This is a genomic window from Pseudomonas sp. 1D4 (genome assembly GCF_001728925.1).
Lineage (GTDB): Bacteria > Pseudomonadota > Gammaproteobacteria > Pseudomonadales > Pseudomonadaceae > Metapseudomonas > Metapseudomonas otitidis.
In genome coordinates, this window is record NZ_LXJQ01000066.1 from 1 (window position 1) to 17608 (window position 17608).

Sequence of the window (17608 nt, forward strand, 5' to 3'; positions counted from 1 at the left end):
TTTTTTATTGGTCGAATTCCAGGGCTGTGGAGCCAGCCCCATCAGCGCGACGGGCTCACTCGGCCGCTACGGCGAGGTTGCGGTAGCCCCCCTTGAAGTACAGCAGGGGTTGCCCAGCGGCCGTTGGCTGCCGGCTCAGTGCCTTCACTTCGCCGATGACGATCAGGTGATCACCTGCGGCGTGCTCGGCGTGGATCTCGCAATCGAGCCAATGCAGGCTGCCGGCAATGAGCGGGTTGCCCAGCGGCGATGGCTGCCATTGCACGCCCCGCCACTTGTCCGTGCCTTGACGGGCGAACCGGTTGGAAATCCCCACCTGCTCGCCGCAGAGGATGTTGACGGCGAAGCGCCCTGCCCGACGCATGGCGGGATAGCTGTAGGAACGGCGCATCACGCTGAACGACACCAGCGGCGGGTTCATCGACACGCTGTAGAACGACTGGCAGGTGAAGCCAAGCGGCTCACCGTCGCAGTGGGACGTAATGACCGTGATGCCGGATGCGTAGTGCCCGAGCGCCTCGCGAAAGCTCGCGGGCTCGATGGCCGTACCGGGAAGGGACATAGGGCAACTCCTGTCTGTCAGGCGCAGCCGGCTGCTCGGGAGCGGCCCGAAGCAGTCCGGCAACCGGGGTGTCGCTGCAGGCGGCCGGGCTCAGCAGGCGCCCATCAGCTCCTTACGGACGATGTCGGCACCGGCGCTCAACGCCCGCAGCTTGCCCCTGGCCACCTGGCGAGGCAGGGGCGCCATGCCGCAGTTGGTGCAGGGGTAGAGCTTGTCGGCGTCGACGAACTGGAGGGCCTTGCGCAGGGTGTCGGCCACCTCCTCCGGTGTCTCGATGGCATGGGTGGCGACGTCGATGGCGCCCACCATCACCTTCTTGCCGCGGATGAGTTCGATCAGCTCCATGGGCACGCGGGCGTTGTGGCACTCCAGCGAAACGATGTCGATGCCGGAGGCCTGCAGTTTCGGGAAGACCGCCTCGTACTGCCGCCACTCCGAGCCCAGGGTCTTCTTCCAGTCGGTGTTGGCCTTGATGCCGTAGCCGTAGCAGATGTGGACAGCGGTTTCGCACTGGAGCCCTTCGATGGCCCGCTCCAGCGCGGCAATGCCCCAGTCGTTGACGTCGTCGAAGAACACGTTGAATGCGGGTTCGTCGAACTGGATGATGTCCACCCCCGCCGCCTCCAGCTCCCGGGCCTCCTGGTTGAGGAGGGTGGCGAACTCCCAGGCCAGTTCCTCGCGGCTTCCGTAGTGCGCATCGAACAGCGTATCGATCATCGTCATGGGGCCCGGCAACGCCCATTTGATCGGCTGCCCGGTCTGCTGCCTAAGGAAGCGGGCATCCTCGACGAAGACCGGCTTCTGCCGGCTCACGGCACTCACCACGGTTGGAACGCTGGCGTCGTAGCGGTCACGGATCCTGACGGTCTCGCGCTTCTCGAAGTCCACGCCGTCGAGGTGTTCGATGAAGGTGGTGACGAAGTGCTGGCGCGTCTGCTCACCGTCACTGACGATGTCGATGCCTGCCTGCTGCTGCTCCTGCAAGGACAGGCGCAGAGCGTCCTGCTTGCCGTCGCTCAGCGCATCGCCTTGCAGTTTCCAGGGTGACCACAGTGTCTCCGGCTCGGCCAGCCAGGAAGGCTTGGGGAGGCTGCCGGCCGTGGAGGTGGGTAATAGTTTTTTCATGACGTGCACGCCTGGTTGGATTAGAGGGCGCAGTGGGCAGACCACTGCTCGAGAACAGCCCGGTACGGCTTGATGAAATGCGCCTCTGCAAAGCGTCCCTGCTCGACCGCCAGGCGGCTGCGCTCCTCGCGGTCATAGACGATGCGGGTCAGCGAATAGTCCTGGTGCTTCAAGCTCGGCTGATAGCGCGCGCCCGCCGCCGCGTTGGCGTTGTAGATCTCGGGGCGGTAGATCTTCTGGAAGGTCTCCATCGTGGCGATGGTGCTGCTGAGTTCGAGCGGGGTGTAGTCGCCCAGCAAATCGCCAAAGAAGTAGAACGCCAGGGGAGCCGCACTGTTCGGCGGCATGAAGTAGCGCACCTGCAGCCCCATCTTGCTGAAGTAGTGCTCCGTCAGCGACGACTCGTTCGGCTGGTATTCAACCCCCAGTACCGGGTGCTGGTACTCGGTGCGGTAGTAGGCCTTGTTGTCCGAGACGCTGAGGCAGATGACGGGGGGCTTGCTGAAGTGCGCCTTGTAGGCGTCCGAGTTCACGAAGCACTTGAACAGCTTGCCGTGCAACTCGCCAAACCCCTCGGGCACGCTGAATGCCGGCCGCCCCTTGTTGTGTTCGAGCAGCAGCACGCTGAAATCGTAGTCGCGCACATAGGAGGAGAAGTTGTTCCCCACGACGCCCTCGATGCGCTCGCCGGTCTGGTGATCGATGATCGTGGTCTTCAGTACCTCGATGGCCGGGAAGGCCTCGCCCCCCGGGATCAGCTCGATGTCGGCGGAGATGATGTCGAGTGCCACGCCATAGCGGTCCCCGTTGGGGTTGTCCGCCTGCGCCAGCGAGTTGAAGCGGTTGTCGATCATGTTCAGGGTGTTGCGCAGGTTTTCCTGGCGGCGCGTGCCCCTCGCCAGGTTGGCGAAGTTGGTGGTCAGGCGCGTAGTGCCCGAAGGCTGGTAATGCTCATCGAAAGCGACGCTCTTGATGCTGAATACAAGTTCTCTTTCCATCACGGTCCACCAGAAGCCCATTCGTCCCCGCCTCGCGCGTTTCCGGAGCCACGCCCGGAAGCGTTCAACGCAGGCTGTTGCAACGTCATCGAGTGGGGCATCCTAGGCGCCGTTCAACATGAAATAAAGCCAAGTTATTTCACTCGAACATTAGAGATACTCATGTTGTCTACCAGCAGTCCAGCGCCCGCCCCCACGTTGCATGGACGCGGAAATGGCTGTTGCAGGTGAAGGGGCACGCGCCCAGAGGCGAGCCGCCGCAACGCACTGCGCGCCGCCGTGGCGGACCGGGGCGCCCATCGGACGGCGCGGACGCGGCGCGCCGCGTGGATCGGGTAAGATGCGCCGCTTTCCGCCGCCAGACGCCACGCTCACGAGGTCCTCACCGTGCTATCCCCCCAGGTCATCATCATTGGCGCCGGTGCCGCCGGGCTGATGTGCGCCATGAGCGCCGCCGCGCGCGGACGCCGCGTACTGCTGCTGGACCACGCCAACAAGGCCGGGAAGAAGATCCTCATGTCCGGGGGCGGCCGCTGCAACTTCACCAACCTGTACTGCGAGCCGGCGAACTTCCTCTCCCACAACCCGCATTTCTGCAAGTCCGCCCTGGCACGCTTCACCCAATGGGACTTCATCGCCCTGGTGGCCAAGCACGGCGTGCCCTACCACGAGAAAAAGCTCGGTCAGTTGTTCTGCGACCACAAGTCCAGCGACATCCTCGGCCTGCTGCTGGAGGAGTGCGAGCAGGCGGGCGTGGACCTGCGCCTGAACACCTCGGTCAGCGAGATCAGCCACCACGAAGGGGGCTATCGCCTGGAGACCAGCCAGGGCCCCGCCCAGTGCGAATCCCTGGTCATCGCCACCGGCGGGCTGTCCATCCCTACCCTGGGCGCTACCGGCTTCGGTTACCAGGTGGCCCGCCAGTTCGGCCATACGGTGCTGCCCACCCGCGCCGGGCTGGTGCCGTTCACCGTCACAGATCCGCAGTTGAAGGCCCTGTGCGAGGCCCTGTCCGGCACCTCGGTGGAAGACTGCCGGGTCAGTTGCAACGGGCAGAGCTTCGTCGAGAACATCCTCTTCACCCACCGCGGGCTCAGCGGGCCGGCGATCCTGCAGATCTCCTCCTACTGGCAGCCCGGCGATGTCGTCAGCATCGACCTGCTGCCCGCCCTCGACCTGCCGACCTGGCTGGCCGAGCAGCAGCGCGAGCGGCCCAACAGCGAGTTGAAGACGCTGCTGGCCGAGCCGTTCACCAAGAAGATGGCCGGGCTGCTAGCCGAGCAGTGGTTCACTTCCAAACCGATGAAGCAGTACAGCCCCGGCGAGCTGAAGGCCATCGCCGAGCGCCTGGGCAACTGGCAACTGGTGCCGGCGGGCACCGAGGGCTATCGCACGGCAGAGGTCACCCTGGGCGGGGTGGACACCCGCGAGGTGTCATCCAAGACCCTGGAGTCGCTGAAGTCCCCCGGGCTCTACTTCGTCGGCGAGGTGCTGGACGTCAGCGGCCACCTGGGCGGCTTCAACTTCCAGTGGGCCTGGGCCTCCGGCTACGCCGCCGCGCAGTACGTGTAGGGCTGCGCGAGCGGAGCGTCACGCATCGCCTTCGCCCGCGCGCCGCAGCAGGTAGGTGTCCATGATCCAGCCATTGGCCTCACGCGCTGCCTGGCGCACCCGGGCGATGTCCTCCGCCACGTCCTTGAGCTTGCCGGCCACGAGTATCTCGTCCGGCGTGCCGACGTAGGCCCCCCAGTAGATGTCGAGGTCCGGCGCGTTCAGGCGCCGGTAGGTGTCCTCGGCATCGAGCATCACCACCACGCTGTCGGCATGCGCCGGGAAGCCCTCGGCCAGGCGCCGCCCGGTGGTGATCTCGATGGTCCCGCCGATGCGGTTCAGCGGCACCTTGTGGCGCGCGGCCAGCGCCTGGACGCTGCTGATGCCGGGGATGACCTCGTACTCGAAGGCATGCCGGCCGTCCCGCAGGATGGCCTCGAGGATGCGGATGGTGCTGTCGTACAGGGCCGGATCGCCCCAGACCAGGAAGGCCCCGCATTCGTCCTCGCCGAGGTCGCCGATCAGACGCTCGAACACCTGCTGCTTGGCCAGGTTCAGGTCCTTGACCGCCACGCCGTAGTCACCACCCCGCTCGCGCTCCGGGCTGCCCGCCTCGACGAAACGGTAGTCGCGGTCCTTGATGTAGCGCTCGCAGATCTCCCGGCGCAGGTGGATGAGTTTTTCCTTGCTGATGCCCTTGTCCAGGATGAAGAAGACGTCAGCCTGGTTGAGCGCGTTGATGGCCTGGATGGTGATGTATTCGGGGTTGCCGGCACCGATGCCGATGATCAACAGCTTCTTCATGGAGAGACCCTCACGCGTTCGCAGGGCCGACATGTTGATGGCAAAGCCCCGACGAGTGAAGGATTTTCACCGCCCGTCCCCATGCCCCTACGCGCCACCGGTCGTCGCCGCACCGGGGTCCTGTACGCCTGTCCGCCCGCCACGCCTGGGCACTGGCGGCCAATTCCCCTATCCTTCCCGCCGGCGAACCCACTGCGGCATCGGCTACCGGTCAGCGGACCGGTCCCTGGCGCGCCTGCCCTCCTCGCTCCCGTCACGTCCCCCGAGTGTCTGCCTGCACGCCCCGGCCTGGGCCATGCGGATGACCGACGGGCGCCCCGGAGTCGCCCCCTTCACCGTTCCACCCTTTCTTACGCTGGTGCCTCTGCATGGAAATCAAGGTCAATTTTCTCGACAACCTCCGCCTCGAAGCCAAGTTCGACGACTTCACGGTGATCGCCGACCAGCCGATCCGCTACAAGGGCGACGGCTCGGCACCGGGGCCGTTCGACTACTTTCTGGCCTCCTCGGCCCTGTGCGCGGCGTACTTCGTCAAGCTGTACTGCCAGACCCGCAACATCCCCACCGACAACATCCGCCTGTCGCAGAACAACATCGTCGACCCGGAGAACCGCTACGCGCAGATCTTCAAGATCCAGGTGGAGCTGCCGGCCGACATCTCCGAGAAGGACCGCCTGGGCATCCTCCGCTCCATCGACCGCTGCACGGTGAAGAAGGTGGTGCAGCAGGGCCCCGAGTTCATCATCGAAGAGGTGGAAAACCTCGACGCCGACGCTCAGGCGCTGCTGATCCCCACCCATGACGGCCAGCGCACCTGCATCCCCGGCAAGGACCTGCCGCTGGAAGAGACCATCGCCAACCTATCCAGCCTGCTCGCCGGGCTGGGCATGAAGATCGAGATCGCCTCCTGGCGCAACATCGTGCCCAACGTCTGGTCGCTGCACATCCGCGACGCCAGCTCGCCGATGTGCTTCACCAACGGCAAGGGCTCGACCAAGGAAAGCGCCCTGGCCTCGGCCCTGGGCGAGTTCATCGAGCGGCTGAACTGCAACTTCTTCTACAACGACCAGTTCTGGGGCGAGGACATCGCCAACGCCGACTTCGTCCACTACCCGAACGAGCGCTGGTTCAAGCCCGGCCCGAAGGACGCCCTGCCGGCCGAGATCCTCGACGAGCACTGCCTGGCGATCTACAACCCGGACGGCGAGCTGCGCGGCTCGCACCTGTACGACACCAACTCCGGCAACACCGCGCGCGGCATCTGCTCCCTGCCCTTCGTGCGCCAGTCCGACGGCGAGACGGTGTACTTCCCCTCCAACCTGATCGAGAACCTCTACCTCAGCAACGGCATGAGCGCCGGCAACACCCTGGCCGAAGCCCAGGTGCAGTGCCTGTCGGAAATCTTCGAGCGGGCGGTCAAGCGCGAGATCCTCGAAGGCGAGCTGGCCCTGCCGGACGTGCCCCAAGAGGTGCTGGCCAAGTACCCCGGCATCCTCGCCGGCATCCAGGGCCTGGAGGAGCAGGGCTTCCCCGTGCTGGTGAAGGACGCCTCCCTGGGCGGTGAATTCCCGGTGATGTGCGTGACCCTGATGAACCCGCGCACCGGCGGCGTGTTCGCCTCCTTCGGCGCCCACCCCCGCTTCGAGGTGGCGCTGGAGCGCAGCCTCACCGAGCTGCTCCAGGGGCGCAGCTTCGAGGGCCTCAACGACCTGCCGCAGCCGACCTTCGAAAGCCACGCGCTGACCGAGCCGAACAACTTCGTCGAGCACTTCATCGACTCCAGCGGCGTGGTGTCCTGGCGCTTCTTCAGCGCCAAGGCCGACTTCGAATTCGTCGAGTGGGACTTCTCCAGCCAGGGCGAGGACAGCAACGCCGAGGAAGCCGCCACCCTGTTCGGCATCCTCGAAGACATGGGCAAGGAGGTGTACATGGCGGTCTACGACGACCTCGGCGCCAACGCCTGCCGCATCCTCGTGCCCGGCTACTCGGAGATCTACCCGGTGGAGGACCTGGTCTGGGACAACACCAACAAGGCCCTGCTGTTCCGTGCCGACATCCTCAACCTGCACCGCCTGGGCGACCGCGAGCTGAAATCGCTGCTGCGCAACCTGGAGAACACCGAGGTCGACGACTACACCGACATCACCACGCTGATCGGCATCGAGTTCGACGACAACACCGTATGGGGCCAGCTGACCGTGCTGGAGCTGAAGCTGCTGATCCACCTCGCCCTGAAGCGCTTCGACGACGCCAAGGAGCTGGTGGAAGCGTTCCTGCAGTACAACGACAACACCGTCGAGCGCGGCCTGTTCTACCAGGCCCTGAATGCGGCGCTGGAAGTGACCCTGGACGACGACCTGGACATGGCCGACTACGAGACCAACTTCCGCCGCATGTTCGGCAACGAACGCATGGACGCGGTGCTGGGCTCCCTGGACGGCAGCGTGCGCTTCCACGGCCTGACCCCCACCAGCCTGAAACTGGAAGGGCTGGACCGCCACCAGCGCCTGATCGACAGCTACAAGAAGCTGCACGCCGCGCGGGCCCGCGCAGCCGCTGCGCGGGGCTGAACCCCTGGCGGGCGCCTCTTCCCCGGAGGCGCCCTACCAGCGCAACAGACGGGGGCCGAGCACGGCCCCCAGCACGGTGGGCAGCAGCATGCCCAGCACGTACCAGACACCCCAGAAGGGCACGCCCATCTCCGGGCAGTGCAGGCTGTAGGCCAGCGCCGACGTGGCGCCCGCCAGCAGGCCGGCCGCTGCGCCGGCCTGGCCCAGGCGCACCGGGGCCAGGCCCCGCAGGGCCCACATGATGGCCGCCAGGGTGGGCACCGCCAGCAGGCCGATGTTCAGTGCACAGGTGCGCCAGGTGCGACCCAGCACCAGTTCTGGGCGGGCCTCGGCGGGCACGCCGGCCAGTACCACGGCGCCGCCGACCCACACCAGCACCACCGGCAGCGCCAGCAGGGCCCAGGCCAGCCCGCCCTTCACCCCCGGCCGCGCCAGGCGGCTGCACAGCCACAGGGCCAGCAGCGCGAGGCTGCCTGGCAGAGCCAGCTTGGCCCAGAACAGCGGGGTGCCGGCCACCTCGGCCAGGTCCGGGCGCACACCGTACAGGTGGGTGGTCAGCAGCAGCGCACCGAAGGCCCCGCCCAGCAGGGCCTGGCCAATGCGCCGGGCCAGGGAGTCGCTGTCGACACCCGGGTCGCCGGTAGCCAGGAGGCTGATCAGGTCATCGGTCTTCATTGTTCTGCATTCCTCCAATCAGAGCCGCCAGGACCTTCAGGCCCCGGTGGATGTTCACCTTCACGGCGGAGATGGACTGCCCGGTGAGCCGCGCCGCCTCCTCCACCGACAGGCCGTCCAGCTTGACGTGGACGATGGGCAGGCGCTGCCGGTCGGGCAGTTGCCCAAGCAACCGCCCCAGGTCCCGCCGTGCTTCGGCGGGCTCGCTGTCCTCCACGGCCAGCAGGGTCTGCTCACTGTCTTCCAGCGGGTCCTGCAGGGCCTCGCGACGGGCGAACGCACGGAAGTGGTCCGCCAGCTTGTAGCGGGCGATGGCATAGACCCAGGCCGTCAGCGGCTGGTCCGCGCGGTAGGTGTGGCGGGCGTTGTGCACCGCCAGCAGCACCTCCTGCAGCAGGTCCTCCACATCGCTCGGGCGGCTGGCCAGGCGATGGCGGAGAAAGCCCCGCAGGTAGCCGACCAGCGCCGAGAGAAAGCCCCGGTAGGCGGCCGCATCACCGGCCATGCCGCGCAGCAACAAGCCCTGAAGCTCGGCTTCGCGTTGGTCCAGGGTGGCCTGAGAGTCAGTTCGTGACATGGGGGGGTCGGGTTACACCAGGGGTCGGGAAACAGCGCTCGGGGCGACGAACGGCAGGCGAAAACCCGTCGTGACGGCGATTTTTAATACGTTAGGAGGCGTCAGGGCAAATCTCCACACCCGCGCATGTGTGCGCTCACGTGCGCTCCGGGCCCAGCCGGTGCGGTGTTGCCGGGCCTGCAAAAAAAATTTCGAACCCCGTGTAACCGTTTCCGCAAAGCCGACGAACTCTCTCACGAGCCGGCGACGCAGCGTCGCGGCCACCTAACTTTCGGAGAGATTCCATGAAGACCATCGCCCTTACCACTGCCGCCCTCGCCCTGGCCTCCCTTGCCGGCGCCGCCTTCGCCGACGACATGGACGCCAAGCCCACCGGTGCCATGGAGAAATGCTACGGCGTGTCCCTGGCCGGCCAGAACGACTGCAAGGCCGGCGCCGGCACCAGCTGCGCAGGCTCTTCGAAAAAGGACTACCAGGGCGACGCCTGGAAGAATGTCCCCGCCGGCACCTGCACCTCGATCAAGACGCCCCACGGCATGGGCTCGCTGACCCCGATCAAGGGTTGAGCGGAGCGCCGACCATGTCCGTCATTCACCGCCTGGGCGCCGGCCTGGGCCTGAAGCCGGCGCATTTCGCCGAGGCCCTGGCCTGCGAGGCCGAGGGGCTCTGGTACGAGGTGCACCCGGAGAACTACATGGTCGGCGGGCCACGCCTGGCCTGGCTGGAGCGGGTGGCCGAACGCCACCCGCTGTCGCTGCACGGGGTGTCGCTGTCCCTGGCAGCGGATGCCCCGCCAGACCCGGCACACCTGGCACGCCTGCGCGAGCTGGCCGACCGGGTGCGGCCGGTGCTGGTGTCCGAGCACCTGGCCTGGTCCGCCTGGCGCGGCCAGTACCACCCCGACCTGCTGCCCTTCCCCCGCACTCTGGAGGCCCTGGCGCGCATCGCCGACAACATCCAGCGCACCCAGGACGCCCTGGGTCGCCCCATTGCCGTGGAAAACCCCAGCCACTACCTGCGCCTGGACGGCCACGCCTTCGAGGAGATCGACTTCCTCGCCGAGCTGAGCCGGCGCACCGGCTGCGGCCTGCTGCTGGACCTGAACAACGTCCACGTCAGCGCCCACAACCTCGGTTTCGATCCGCTCGCCTATCTGGACCGTTTCCCCGCCGACGCCGTGGTGGAGCTGCACCTGGCCGGCTACAGCGAGGACGCCAACGGCCCGTTGCTGATCGACAGCCACGACGCCCCGATCGACGACGCCGTGTGGGCCCTGCATGCCCATCTGGTGCAACGCATCGGCCCACGCCCGACCCTGATCGAGCGGGACGACAACCTGCCGTCCTTCACCGAGCTGCTGGCCGAACGGGCACGCGCCCAGGCCCAGTTGCAGCGTGCGCGGGAGGCGGCATGAAGCTCGCGCAGTTCCAGGACGCCTTCGTCGACGCGCTCTACCAGCGCCCCCACCCCGGGCTGGAAGCGCTCAGCGCCCAGCCGGCGTTCGCCGTCTACCGCAACACCGTGATCAAGGGCTGCGTGGATGCCCTGTGCGACAACTTCCCGGCCGTCCAGCGTCTGGTCGGCGAGGCCTGGATGCGCGCCGCCGCCGCCCACTTCGCCGAGCAGCATCCCCCGCAGGACGCGCGCCTGGTGTTCTACGGCGCCGGCTTCGCCGACTTCCTCGACGGCCTGCCGGTCACCCGTGAGCTGCCCTACCTGGCCCCCGTGGCACGCCTGGAATGGCTCTGGCTGGAGGCGTTCACCGCACCGCTGGAACCGGCCCTGACCCTGGCCGCGCTGACCGGCCACGACCCGGCAGCGCTCGATGCCCTGTGCCTGCGCCCTCGATCCGGCGCGCGCTGGCGCTGGTTCGACGAGCAGCCGATCCACACTCTCTGGCACTGCAGCCGCGAAGGCCAGGCGCTGCCCGAACCCCTGCCGTGGCACGGTGAAGGCGTACTGCTGGTGGCCTCGCCCGAAGGCGTACACAGCCTGGCGCTGAGCCCTGGCGCCTGCACTTTCCTCGACGCCTGCGCCGCCGGCTCGCCCCTGGGCGAAGCCGCTGCCCAGGCCCTGGCCCGCGAGCCCTCGCTGGACTTCACCACACTGCTGGGCCGACTGATGGCCCTCGGCACTTTCACCCCCCTCGATTGAAACGGAGCCCCCATGGCCATCACCCTCCCCGCCCAACCGTCACGCTGGAACCGCCTGGCCGACGGCCTGCAGCGCCTGCTGCCGGATGCCCTTCTCTATTTGCTGGCGCGCCTGGGGATCGCCTCGATCTTCCTCCTCTCCGGTCGCACCAAGGTGGACGGGCTGCTGACCATCACCCCCGGCACCTACGAGCTGTTCCGCAGCGAGTACGCCCTGCCGCTGCTGCCGCCGGAGCTGGCGGCGCACCTGGCCACCTACGCCGAACACCTGTTCCCGCTGCTGCTGGTGCTGGGCCTGGCCACACGCCTGTCGGCCCTGGCGCTGCTGGGCATGACGATGGTGATCCAGGTGTTCGTCTACCCGGACGCCTGGTCCACCCACCTGTCGTGGGCGGCCCTGCTGCTGGTGCTGGTGGGACGCGGCGCGGGCGCCTGGTCCCTGGACCGGCGCCTGGGCCTGCGTTGAAGGGGCGTCAGGTGTACTTGGTGAAAATGGCACGAACCCGCGCCAGGGTGGCCTCGGCATCCTGGCCGGATTCGGCGAAGGCCTCTTCCAGCAGGCAGGCCAGCATCTCCTGATAAGCCTTGTCGAGCGCCTTGCGGGCGGCGCTGAACTGCACCGCGATGGCCTCGCATTCCTCGCCCCGGCGGATCATTGCCTGCAAGCCACGGACCTGCCCCTCGACACGGGCAAGGCGATTGAGCATGGCTTCCTGGGGCGTGGTGTCTCGCTTTCGGCTCACGGTGGGCGTCCATCAAGGCTGGAGGGGGGTATCACGGCCACCGAGGCGGCGGACGTGGGGCCGATGTTAGCGCTGCCCAGCCTCGGCAACCAGCACCCCACGCACGCCGTTCGGCGGACAACATCCTCGCAACATGGCACTTCCCAAGGCCCATACCCGGCCGGGTATCGAACTCACCGCGTGCGACCGGATTCGCCAGTTTCGGAAACCTCGGCTTAAGTGTGTAGACCAACCGCCGATAGCCCAGTTGTCCACCGTCGGGAGCCTTGCAGCATGTCCATTCGCAATTACCGCGTCTCTACGCGGATCAGTGCTGGTTTTGCCATGGTCGTCTTCTTGCTGGTTGCAGTCGGAGCAGGCTCCCTATGGCTGATGCGGCAAATGAACACCATGGCGGAGGAAGTTAAGTTTAATTGGCTTCCCAGCATCGTGGCGCTGGAGGCAATGGGCACGGCCACCATGCAGATGCGCAACGCCACCCTGCGGGCCGGCATCGGCTTCAATGAGGAGTTGCGGCGCGCCGCCCTGGCGGAGCGCGAGAACCTGAGCAAGGCCGAGGCTACCTACAGCCCGCTGATCTCCAGCGCCGAAGAGCAGGCGACCTTTGAACGCTTCGTTGCGGCTCGCAAGGCCTATCAGGAGAGCCAGGAGACGCTTCTCGAGCACTTGGCTGCAGGCCGCAACGAAGAAGCCACGCGCCTCATCAACGAGGTGCTCAATGGCCACGGTGCGACCCTGACAGAAACGCTGCATAAGCTGGTCAGCATCAACCGTGAGGGGGCGAATCATGCCTCCAGCGCCAGCAGCCGGGCCTATCACGAGGCCGTTTCCCTGGTGCTGGTGATCCTCGGCTGCTCACTGGTGATGGCCATCGTGCTGGCGGTGGTGCTCTCGCGCAGCGTGGTACGCCCGCTGGCCGAGGCGGTGGGTGTCGCCCAGACCGTCGCCGCTGGCGACCTGACCCGGCCGATCCCCGTCGAAGGCCGTGATGAGGCCACCCAACTGATGGAAGCCCTGCGCGCCATGCAGGACAGCCTGCGCCGCACCATCAGCCACATCACCGATTCCTCCGCCCAGCTCGCCTCGGCCTCCGAGGAGCTGCACGCGGTGACCGAGGATTCCACCCGCGGCCTGCAGCAGCAGAACCACGAGATCGAACAGGCCGCCACCGCCTGCAACGAAATGAGCGCCGCGGTGGACGGCGTCGCCCACAACGCCTCCATCACCCTCGATGCCTCGCGCCAGGCCGACACCGCCGCCCGCGAGGGCAGCCGGCAGATGACCGAAACCGTGCACGCCATCAGCGCCCTGGCCAGCGAGGTGAACACCAGCGCCGAGCGGGTCGGCAACCTCGCCCAGCAGATGCAGAACGTCGGCAAGGTGCTGGACGTGATCCGCGCCATCGCCGAGCAGACCAATCTGCTGGCCCTCAACGCCGCCATCGAGGCCGCCCGCGCCGGCGAGCAGGGCCGCGGCTTCGCCGTGGTGGCCGATGAAGTGCGCCTGCTGGCCCAGCGCACCCAGGAATCCACCCTGGAGATCGAGCAGATGGTCAGCCGCCTGCAACAGGAAGCCTCCGGCTCGGTGCAGACCATGCAGGACAGCACCGAACTGGCCCGCGACACTGCCCAACTGGCCGAACGCGCCAACCAGAGCCTGCAGGAAATCTCCCGCACCATCGCCGCCATCAACGAGCAGAACGTGATGATCGCCAGCGCAGCCGAAGAGCAGGCCGCCGTGGCCCGCGAGGTGGACCGCAGCCTGGTCAACATCCGCGACCTTTCCGCCCAGACCGCCTCCGGCGCCCAGCAGACCAGCGCCTCCAGCCAGGACCTGTCGCGCCTGGCGGTCGACCTCAGCCGCGTGGTGTCGTCGTTCCGTCTCTAGCCACGTAGCCATTCATCGGAAACCTCCCCAACAACGGCCCGCCTCGCGGGCCTGCCGGGGCGTGGGTGATCGCAGCACCCACGCGGCCAGAGCCATCAAATGGCCATCATTCGGCATGTACACGGCGAAACGGTGGCGAGATGGCGGCGGAATTTCCGCCTATACCTTCTGTACGCCAGTCCCGGGCACGACCAAGGTCTACCAGACCACACCGCCGGCCGGCGGGATGATCAGCCGGCTGAGCCCCGATTCGAAGGGCCGTGGAGCAACCTGATGTTTTCCGAGATCCCCACCGAAGCCCGGATCGTCATCGTCGACGACGTGGCCCACAACCTGAAGTTGCTGGAATGCAGCCTGAAGGCCTTCAAGCTGCGCAACCTCGTGTGCTTCTCCGACTCTGCCGAGGCCCTGAACTGGCTGCAGCGCGAACCCTGGGACCTGCTCCTGCTGGACCTGGACATGCCCCAGCCCGACGGCTTCGCCATCCTCGAAGCCCTGGCCAACCGCGACCGGGCGCGCACCCCGGTGATCATCCTCACTGCCCTGAGCGACCCGGAGAACCGCCGCCGGGGCCTGGAACTTGGAGCCAACGACTACGTCACCAAACCCCTGGACCTGCCCGAGCTGCTGCTGCGCATCCGCAACTGCCTGCACCTGGCCGAGGCCACCGAACGCCTGCAGCACCTCAACGAGCACCTCGAACAGGAAGTGCGCGAGCGCACCGAACAGCTCAACGAAAGCTACCGCGCCGCCATTCGCGGGCTCAGCCGGGCCGCCAGCTACCGCGACGACGAGACCGGCGAGCACATCCTGCGTATCGGCCACTCCGCTGCCCTGCTGGCCCGCAGCATCGGTATGCCGGAACACTGGTGCGAAACCATCCGCCTCGCCGCCCCCATGCACGACCTGGGCAAGATCGGCATCCCCGACCACATCCTCCTCAAGCCCGGCGCCCTCACCGAGGACGAGCGCCGCACGATGATGCAGCACCCCGACATCGGCTACGCCATCCTCCACGACGAGCGCGGCACGCTGCTGATCGACATGGCCGCCGACATCGCCTACGGCCACCACGAGAAGTGGGACGGCAGCGGCTACCCGCGCGGACTCACCGGGGAGGACATCCCCCTGGCAGCGCGGATCGCCGCCATCTGCGACGTCTACGACGCCCTGCGTTCCCCCCGCCCCTACAAGCAGGCCTGGGACCTCGAGCGCGCCCAGGCCTACATCCTCGAGCAATCCGGCAGGCACTTCGAACCGCGCCTGGTGGAGGCCATGCGCGACTGCTTCGAGCAGATCGAAGCCGAACGCCAGCAGGAGCGGCAGGACCTCTCACCGCCGTGATTGTTACGCCCTGCGGAAAAGCCCTTTCTCCGCCATCGGCTTTTTCCGCAGCGGCGCACGGGTTCTCATGGCGGCCTGTTCCACAGCCTGGAGCTCCCCATGCGCAACCACCACACCTTGCTCATCGGCGCCCTGCTCGCCGGCCTCGCCACCAGCGCCCTCGCCGACACCCCGCAACCCGTCCCGTACACCTACGGCATGGACCTCGACATCGCCAAGGTGCTCAGCATCGAGGAGCCCCACCCGCTCGCCTGCCAACGGGTGGAAGCGACCATGACCTACCTCGATACCCACGGGCAGACCCGCGCCGTCACCTACACCAAGCAGTCCGACGCCTGCCTCGCCGAATGACCCGGTGCTTTGCCCCGGGCCGCCCAGGTGCGTAAGCTCGCGCCTTTTTGCGGGGCCCCATGACGCTTGCCGACTGCTTCCTCCTGCTGCTCGCCGGTTTCTCCGCTGGCGGCATGAACGCCCTCGCCGGGGGCGGCACCTTCTTCTCCTTCCCCGCCCTCATGGCCACCGGCCTGCCGCCGGTCACCGCCAATGCCACCAACGCCGTCGCCCTCTGGCCCGCCAGCCTGGCCGCCAGTTGGGCCGCCCGCGAGCAGTTGCGCCCGCTGGGGCGCTACGTCGTCCCGTTGGTGTTGCTCTCGGTGCTGGGGGGCGTGGCCGGCGGGCTGCTCCTGCTGGCCGGCGGCGATGCGGTGTTCCGCCGGCTGATCCCCTGGCTGCTGGCCGCCGCCACCCTGCTGTTCGCCGCCAGCCCCTGGCTGAGCCGCTGGGTGAACCGCCACCGCAGCGCCGAGGGTCTGCCGCCCCACGGCCTTGGCGGCGGCCTGGCCCACGCCCTGGTGGCCGTCTACGGCGGCTACTTCGGCGCCGGCATGGGCATCCTGCAACTGGCCGCCTTCTCCATCGAAGGGCACCCGCTGCTGCGCGCCAACGCCCTGAAGAACCTGCTCTCCAGCACCATCTACAGCACCGCCGTGGTCACCTTCGTCCTCGCCGGCCGGGTCAGTTGGGCCGAACTGGCCGTCCTGCTGGCCGCCGCCAGCGCAGGCGGCTACGCCGGCGGCGCCCTGGCCAAACGCCTGCCCACCGCCTGGCTGCGCGCCTGGGTCATCGCCGTCGGCACCGGGATGACTGCCTACTACTTCCTCAATCCTTGAAACCCGGCGCCCCCGTAGGGTGGATCGCGCTCCACCGATCCACCATTTCCCGGGGCCCCCATCGTCCTGCGCGGCCATCGAACCCACCCCGCTACGACCACCGTCGATTGCCCGCAAGGCCGCGCCTCTGCTAGTGTCCGCCCGTTCTGAAATCCCCCGAGACCCCTCCATGGCCCGCAAGAAAGCCACCCCCGACTTCGAACAGTCACTCGCCGACCTGCAAGCGCTGGTCGAACGCCTGGAAAGCGGCGAACTCTCGCTCGAAGACTCGCTGAGCGCCTTCGAGCAGGGCATCCGCCTGACCCGGGAATGCCAGGGCGCCCTGAGCCAGGCCGAACAGAAGGTGCAGATGCTGCTGGAGCGCGACGGCGAGCTGGAGGAAGCCCCCTTCGACGCGGACGAGCCGGCATGATCGCCGCCTACCAGTCCCGCTGCCAGGCGCGTGTCGACGCCGCCCTGGAAACCCTGTTCGACGCCCCCTCCAACGAGCTGGACCGCCTCTACCAGGCCATGCGCTACAGCGTCACCAACGGCGGCAAGCGCGTCCGCCCGTTGCTGGTCTACGCCGCCTGCGAGGCCCTCGGCGGCGACCTCGCCCAGGCCGACGGCGCCGCCTGCGCGGTGGAGCTGATCCACGCCTATTCCCTGGTCCACGACGACCTGCCGGCCATGGACGACGACGACCTGCGCCGGGGCAAGCCCACCACCCACAAGGCCTTCGACGAAGCCTGCGCCATCCTCGCCGGCGACGGCCTGCAGGCGCTGGCCTTCGAAGTGCTGGCCGACCGTCGGCGCAACCCGCAGGACGGCGACACCCGCCTGGCCATGATCACCGCCCTGGCCCAGGCCTCCGGCCCCGCCGGCATGGTCGGCGGCCAGGCCATCGACCTCGGCTCCGTGGGCATCCGTCTCGACCAGGCCGCCCTGGAGACCATGCACCGGCACAAGACCGGCGCCCTCATCGAAGCCAGCGTGCGCCTGGGCGCCCTGGCCAGCGGCCGTGCCGACGACACCCTGCTGCGTGCCCTGCAGGTCTACGCCCGCGCCGTGGGCCTGGCCTTCCAGGTGCAGGACGACATCCTCGACGTGGAAAGCGACACCGCCACCCTCGGCAAGACCCAGGGCAAGGACCAGGCCGCCGACAAGCCCACCTACCCCGCCCTGCTCGGCCTCGACGCCGCCAAGGACTACGCCCTGGAGCTGCGCGACCAGGCCCTGCACGCCCTGCGCCCCCTGGGCGAGGCCGCCGAGCCGCTGCGCGCCCTGGCCCGCTACATCGTCGAACGCCGCAGCTGACCCGGCGCCCCGCACGCACGGAGCGGGGCCTGGCCCGGCAGGAAATGGCGACCGACCCACCGGTCACCTTCTCCCCCGTGAATACGCAATTGCGCGCCCCTCCCCGGGGCGCCCGGCCTCTGGCGTCCGTCGAACGGGCCGGGCTAGGTTCTTC

The 17608-nt window shown here is 67.8% G+C and carries 19 protein-coding genes; 12 read left to right on the forward strand and 7 right to left on the reverse strand.

The features are described from left to right. Positions 1-55 precede the first annotated feature (55 nt). The 3 genes from A7D27_RS24150 to A7D27_RS24160 form a co-directional block, all read right to left on the reverse strand. Entirely contained in the window at positions 56-562 is a 507-nt protein-coding gene (locus A7D27_RS24150) for a flavin reductase family protein (RefSeq protein WP_069566345.1), read from the reverse strand. 90 nt (positions 563-652) lie between these two features. Further along, on the reverse strand, positions 653-1687 hold the full coding sequence (locus A7D27_RS24155; RefSeq protein WP_069563119.1) for a methionine synthase: 1035 nt from the start codon (positions 1685-1687) through the stop codon (positions 653-655). Between the two features lie 20 nt (positions 1688-1707). After that, complete coding sequence (locus A7D27_RS24160; protein WP_069566366.1) at positions 1708-2685, reverse strand: DUF1852 domain-containing protein; 978 nt, start codon at positions 2683-2685, stop codon at positions 1708-1710. 387 nt (positions 2686-3072) lie between these two features. On the opposite strand from A7D27_RS24160, the gene A7D27_RS24165 reads away from it, so the two are divergent. Further along, entirely contained in the window at positions 3073-4257 is a 1185-nt protein-coding gene (locus A7D27_RS24165; RefSeq protein ID WP_069566346.1) for an NAD(P)/FAD-dependent oxidoreductase, read from the forward strand. Between the two features lie 18 nt (positions 4258-4275). Here A7D27_RS24165 and cobF read toward each other — a convergent pair whose 3' ends face one another. Next, positions 4276-5040 (reverse strand): precorrin-6A synthase (deacetylating), encoded by a 765-nt coding sequence (gene cobF / locus A7D27_RS24170; RefSeq protein WP_069563121.1) that lies wholly within the window; start codon positions 5038-5040, stop codon positions 4276-4278. Positions 5041-5408: 368 nt separating this feature from the next. Between cobF and A7D27_RS24175 the strand changes: the two genes are divergently transcribed. Beyond that, entirely contained in the window at positions 5409-7610 is a 2202-nt protein-coding gene (locus A7D27_RS24175; RefSeq protein ID WP_069566347.1) for an OsmC domain/YcaO domain-containing protein, read from the forward strand. A 33-nt stretch (positions 7611-7643) separates the two neighbouring features. On the opposite strand, the gene A7D27_RS24180 is transcribed toward A7D27_RS24175, so the two are convergent. Both A7D27_RS24180 and A7D27_RS24185 read right to left on the reverse strand, forming a co-directional pair. Continuing rightward, the gene (locus A7D27_RS24180) at positions 7644-8285 is read right to left on the reverse strand and encodes a DUF1109 domain-containing protein (protein ID WP_069566348.1); all 642 of its coding nucleotides are present in this window, start codon (positions 8283-8285) and stop codon (positions 7644-7646) included. Then, entirely contained in the window at positions 8272-8862 is a 591-nt protein-coding gene (locus A7D27_RS24185; RefSeq protein ID WP_069563124.1) for a sigma-70 family RNA polymerase sigma factor, read from the reverse strand. The genes A7D27_RS24180 and A7D27_RS24185 overlap by 14 nt, the downstream gene beginning before the upstream one ends. Positions 8863-9146: 284 nt before the next feature. Here A7D27_RS24185 and A7D27_RS24190 point away from each other — a divergent pair, with 284 nt between their 5' ends. Genes A7D27_RS24190 through A7D27_RS24205 form a run of 4 tightly spaced genes read left to right on the forward strand, consistent with a single transcriptional unit; the run spans position 9147 to position 11481 of the window. Further along, a complete protein-coding gene (locus tag A7D27_RS24190) occupies positions 9147-9428 on the forward strand; it encodes a DUF2282 domain-containing protein (protein ID WP_069563125.1) in 282 nt (93 codons plus the stop codon). A 14-nt stretch (positions 9429-9442) separates the two neighbouring features. After that, positions 9443-10276, forward strand: coding sequence for a DUF692 domain-containing protein (locus A7D27_RS24195; RefSeq protein ID WP_069566349.1), 834 nt, complete (start codon positions 9443-9445; stop codon positions 10274-10276). Continuing rightward, complete coding sequence (locus A7D27_RS24200; protein WP_069563127.1) at positions 10273-11016, forward strand: DNA-binding domain-containing protein; 744 nt, start codon at positions 10273-10275, stop codon at positions 11014-11016. The genes A7D27_RS24195 and A7D27_RS24200 overlap by 4 nt, the downstream gene beginning before the upstream one ends. A gap of 12 nt (positions 11017-11028) precedes the next feature. After that, positions 11029-11481 carry a DoxX family protein gene (locus tag A7D27_RS24205; RefSeq protein WP_069566350.1) on the forward strand — a complete coding sequence of 151 codons (453 nt, stop codon included), beginning with the start codon at positions 11029-11031 and terminating at the stop codon, positions 11479-11481. Positions 11482-11488: 7 nt separating this feature from the next. Here the strand turns inward: A7D27_RS24205 and A7D27_RS24210 are convergent, their stop codons facing one another. Further along, positions 11489-11722 carry a metal-sensing transcriptional repressor gene (locus A7D27_RS24210; RefSeq protein WP_069566351.1) on the reverse strand — a complete coding sequence of 78 codons (234 nt, stop codon included), beginning with the start codon at positions 11720-11722 and terminating at the stop codon, positions 11489-11491. A 309-nt stretch (positions 11723-12031) separates the two neighbouring features. Here A7D27_RS24210 and A7D27_RS24215 point away from each other — a divergent pair, with 309 nt between their 5' ends. The 6 genes from A7D27_RS24215 (at position 12032) to ispA (ending at position 17454) form a co-directional block, all read left to right on the forward strand. Beyond that, entirely contained in the window at positions 12032-13645 is a 1614-nt protein-coding gene (locus A7D27_RS24215; RefSeq protein WP_139134176.1) for a methyl-accepting chemotaxis protein, read from the forward strand. Between the two features lie 273 nt (positions 13646-13918). Beyond that, the gene (locus tag A7D27_RS24220; protein ID WP_069566352.1) at positions 13919-14989 is read left to right on the forward strand and encodes an HD-GYP domain-containing protein; all 1071 of its coding nucleotides are present in this window, start codon (positions 13919-13921) and stop codon (positions 14987-14989) included. A gap of 99 nt (positions 14990-15088) precedes the next feature. Then, a complete protein-coding gene (locus tag A7D27_RS24225) occupies positions 15089-15340 on the forward strand; it encodes a DUF2790 domain-containing protein (RefSeq protein ID WP_069563130.1) in 252 nt (83 codons plus the stop codon). Positions 15341-15399: 59 nt separating this feature from the next. Continuing rightward, on the forward strand, positions 15400-16158 hold the full coding sequence (locus A7D27_RS24230; protein ID WP_069566353.1) for a sulfite exporter TauE/SafE family protein: 759 nt from the start codon (positions 15400-15402) through the stop codon (positions 16156-16158). A 169-nt stretch (positions 16159-16327) separates the two neighbouring features. Then, a complete protein-coding gene (locus tag A7D27_RS24235; RefSeq protein WP_044402455.1) occupies positions 16328-16570 on the forward strand; it encodes an exodeoxyribonuclease VII small subunit in 243 nt (80 codons plus the stop codon). Further along, a complete protein-coding gene (gene ispA, locus A7D27_RS24240; protein ID WP_069563132.1) occupies positions 16567-17454 on the forward strand; it encodes a (2E,6E)-farnesyl diphosphate synthase in 888 nt (295 codons plus the stop codon). Before A7D27_RS24235 ends, ispA begins: the two co-directional genes overlap by 4 nt. Positions 17455-17608 lie beyond the last annotated feature (154 nt).

What these genes read in the sequence shown, in the direction of transcription:
- A7D27_RS24150 (WP_069566345.1), bottom strand. Translation starts at nt 562, where the DNA reads ATGTCCCTTCCCGGTACGGCCATCGAGCCCGCGAGCTTTCGCGAGGCG.
- A7D27_RS24155 (WP_069563119.1), bottom strand. Translation starts at nt 1,687, where the DNA reads ATGAAAAAACTATTACCCACCTCCACGGCCGGCAGCCTCCCCAAGCCT.
- A7D27_RS24160 (WP_069566366.1), bottom strand. Translation starts at nt 2,685, where the DNA reads ATGGAAAGAGAACTTGTATTCAGCATCAAGAGCGTCGCTTTCGATGAG.
- cobF (WP_069563121.1), bottom strand. Translation starts at nt 5,040, where the DNA reads ATGAAGAAGCTGTTGATCATCGGCATCGGTGCCGGCAACCCCGAATAC.
- A7D27_RS24175 (WP_069566347.1), top strand. Translation starts at nt 5,409, where the DNA reads ATGGAAATCAAGGTCAATTTTCTCGACAACCTCCGCCTCGAAGCCAAG.
- A7D27_RS24180 (WP_069566348.1), bottom strand. Translation starts at nt 8,285, where the DNA reads ATGAAGACCGATGACCTGATCAGCCTCCTGGCTACCGGCGACCCGGGT.
- A7D27_RS24185 (WP_069563124.1), bottom strand. Translation starts at nt 8,862, where the DNA reads ATGTCACGAACTGACTCTCAGGCCACCCTGGACCAACGCGAAGCCGAG.
- A7D27_RS24190 (WP_069563125.1), top strand. Translation starts at nt 9,147, where the DNA reads ATGAAGACCATCGCCCTTACCACTGCCGCCCTCGCCCTGGCCTCCCTT.
- A7D27_RS24195 (WP_069566349.1), top strand. Translation starts at nt 9,443, where the DNA reads ATGTCCGTCATTCACCGCCTGGGCGCCGGCCTGGGCCTGAAGCCGGCG.
- A7D27_RS24200 (WP_069563127.1), top strand. Translation starts at nt 10,273, where the DNA reads ATGAAGCTCGCGCAGTTCCAGGACGCCTTCGTCGACGCGCTCTACCAG.
- A7D27_RS24205 (WP_069566350.1), top strand. Translation starts at nt 11,029, where the DNA reads ATGGCCATCACCCTCCCCGCCCAACCGTCACGCTGGAACCGCCTGGCC.
- A7D27_RS24210 (WP_069566351.1), bottom strand. Translation starts at nt 11,722, where the DNA reads ATGCTCAATCGCCTTGCCCGTGTCGAGGGGCAGGTCCGTGGCTTGCAG.
- A7D27_RS24215 (WP_139134176.1), top strand. Translation starts at nt 12,032, where the DNA reads ATGTCCATTCGCAATTACCGCGTCTCTACGCGGATCAGTGCTGGTTTT.
- A7D27_RS24220 (WP_069566352.1), top strand. Translation starts at nt 13,919, where the DNA reads ATGTTTTCCGAGATCCCCACCGAAGCCCGGATCGTCATCGTCGACGAC.
- A7D27_RS24225 (WP_069563130.1), top strand. Translation starts at nt 15,089, where the DNA reads ATGCGCAACCACCACACCTTGCTCATCGGCGCCCTGCTCGCCGGCCTC.
- A7D27_RS24230 (WP_069566353.1), top strand. Translation starts at nt 15,400, where the DNA reads ATGACGCTTGCCGACTGCTTCCTCCTGCTGCTCGCCGGTTTCTCCGCT.
- A7D27_RS24235 (WP_044402455.1), top strand. Translation starts at nt 16,328, where the DNA reads ATGGCCCGCAAGAAAGCCACCCCCGACTTCGAACAGTCACTCGCCGAC.
- ispA (WP_069563132.1), top strand. Translation starts at nt 16,567, where the DNA reads ATGATCGCCGCCTACCAGTCCCGCTGCCAGGCGCGTGTCGACGCCGCC.